Source organism: Paracoccus sp. (in: a-proteobacteria) (genome assembly GCF_030536915.1).
Lineage (GTDB): Bacteria > Pseudomonadota > Alphaproteobacteria > Rhodobacterales > Rhodobacteraceae > Paracoccus.
In genome coordinates this window covers 1-1,687 of record NZ_JAUNPC010000216.1, presented here as the reverse complement: position 1 = coordinate 1,687, position 1,687 = coordinate 1, and the positions used below count along the sequence as shown (strand labels likewise).

The 1,687-nt window shown below is 69.3% G+C and carries 2 protein-coding genes; both read right to left on the bottom strand.

The genetic code is table 11. The annotated features are described in order from the left end of the window. On the bottom strand, nucleotides 1–908 hold a 908-nt coding region (locus tag Q4F04_RS15870), incomplete at its 3' end, for an electron transfer flavoprotein subunit alpha/FixB family protein (protein ID WP_303370751.1). Continuing rightward, on the bottom strand, nucleotides 908–1,666 hold the full coding sequence (locus Q4F04_RS15865) for an electron transfer flavoprotein subunit beta/FixA family protein (RefSeq protein WP_303370750.1): 759 nt from the start codon (nucleotides 1,664–1,666) through the stop codon (nucleotides 908–910). The genes Q4F04_RS15870 and Q4F04_RS15865, both read right to left, overlap by 1 nt. Nucleotides 1,667–1,687 lie beyond the last annotated feature (21 nt).

Sequence of the window (1,687 nt, the reverse complement as noted above, 5' to 3'; positions counted from 1 at the left end):
TCCGGCAGCACCGTGAAGATGTCGCCGACCAGTCCGTAGTCGGCGACCTGGAAGATCGGGGCTTCCTCGTCCTTGTTGATGGCGACGATGACCTTGCTGTCCTTCATGCCCGCAAGGTGCTGGATCGCGCCCGAGATGCCGGCGGCGATGTAAAGCTCGGGCGCCACCACCTTGCCGGTCTGGCCCACCTGCCAGTCGTTCGGGGCATAGCCCGAGTCGACCGCCGCGCGGGATGCCCCCACCGCCGCGCCCAACTTGTCGGCCAGGGCCTCGATCAGGGCGAAGTTCTCCTTGGAGCCGATCGCCCGCCCGCCCGAGACGATGCGCTTGGCCGAGGTGAGTTCGGGGCGGTCCGAGGCCGCAACCCGGTCCTCGACCCAAGCCGACAGCCCCGGGTCGGCGGCGGCGGCGGCGGCCTCGACAGGCGCCGAGCCGCCCTCGCCCGCCGCGTCGAAGCTGGCGATGCGCACCGTCAGCACCTTGACCGGGTCCGAGGATTTCACCGTCTGGATTGCGGCCGAGGTGTAGACGCTGCGCTCGAAGGTCTCGGCATCAACCACGCGGCTGACCTCGGGGATCACCATCACGTCCAGAAGCGCGGCGGCCCGCGGCAGGACGTTGCGGGCATCCGTGGTGCCCGGGGCGGCGATGTGGCTGAACTGGGGCGCAAGCTCCACCAGCAGCGCCGCCATCGGCTCGGCCAGGCGGTGGGCGTAGGTGGCGTCCTCGGCCACCAGCACCTTCGCCACGCCCGCGATCTGCGCGGCCTCCTGGGCGGCGGCCTGCGCGCCCTCGCCCGCGACCAGCACGGTCACATCGCCCAAGGAGGCCACCGCCGTCACGGCCTTGGCCGTCGCGTCCCGGTTCAGCCCGTTCTCGGCCATCTCGGCCAGCAGCAGCACCGCCATCACACCACCCCCGCGGCTTTGAGTTTCGACACCAGCTCGTCGACCGAGGCCACCTTGACCCCCGCCTTGCGCCCCTCGGGCTCGGCGGTCCTGACCACCGTCAGCCGGGGCGAGACGTCCACGCCGTAGTCGCCGGCGGTCTTCTCGACGAGTTCCTTCTTCTTGGCCTTCATGATGTTGGGAAGGCTCGCATAGCGCGGCTCATTGAGACGCAGGTCGGCGGTCACGATCGCGGGCAGCGTGACCTCGATCACCTGCAGTCCGCCGTCGATCTCGCGGGTGACGGTGGCCTTGCCCCCTTCCACGTCCAGCTTGCCGGCCTGCGTCGCCTGCGCCCAGCCCAGAAGCGCCGCCAGCATCTGGCCGGTGGCGTTCATGTCGTTGTCGATCGCCTGCTTGCCCATCAGCACCAGCTGCGGCTGCTCCTCGGCGATGATGGCCTTCAGCAGTTTGGCCACGGCCAGGGGCTCGATGTCCTGGTGCACGTCGTCCGCGGCCACCACCAGGATGCCGCGGTCCGCCCCCATCGCCAGCGCGGTGCGGATGGTCTCCGCCGCCTGCTTGACGCCGATCGAGACCACCACGATCTCGGAGGCCGCCCCCTTCTCCTTCAGCCGGATCGCCTCCTCGACCGCGATCTCGTCAAAGGGGTTCATCGACATCTTCACGTTCGACAGATCCACCCCCGACCCGTCCGCACGAACCCGCGCCTTCACGTTGTAGTCGATCACCCGCTTCACAGGCACAAGAACCTTCATCGGTCCACTCCCTCTCGTATC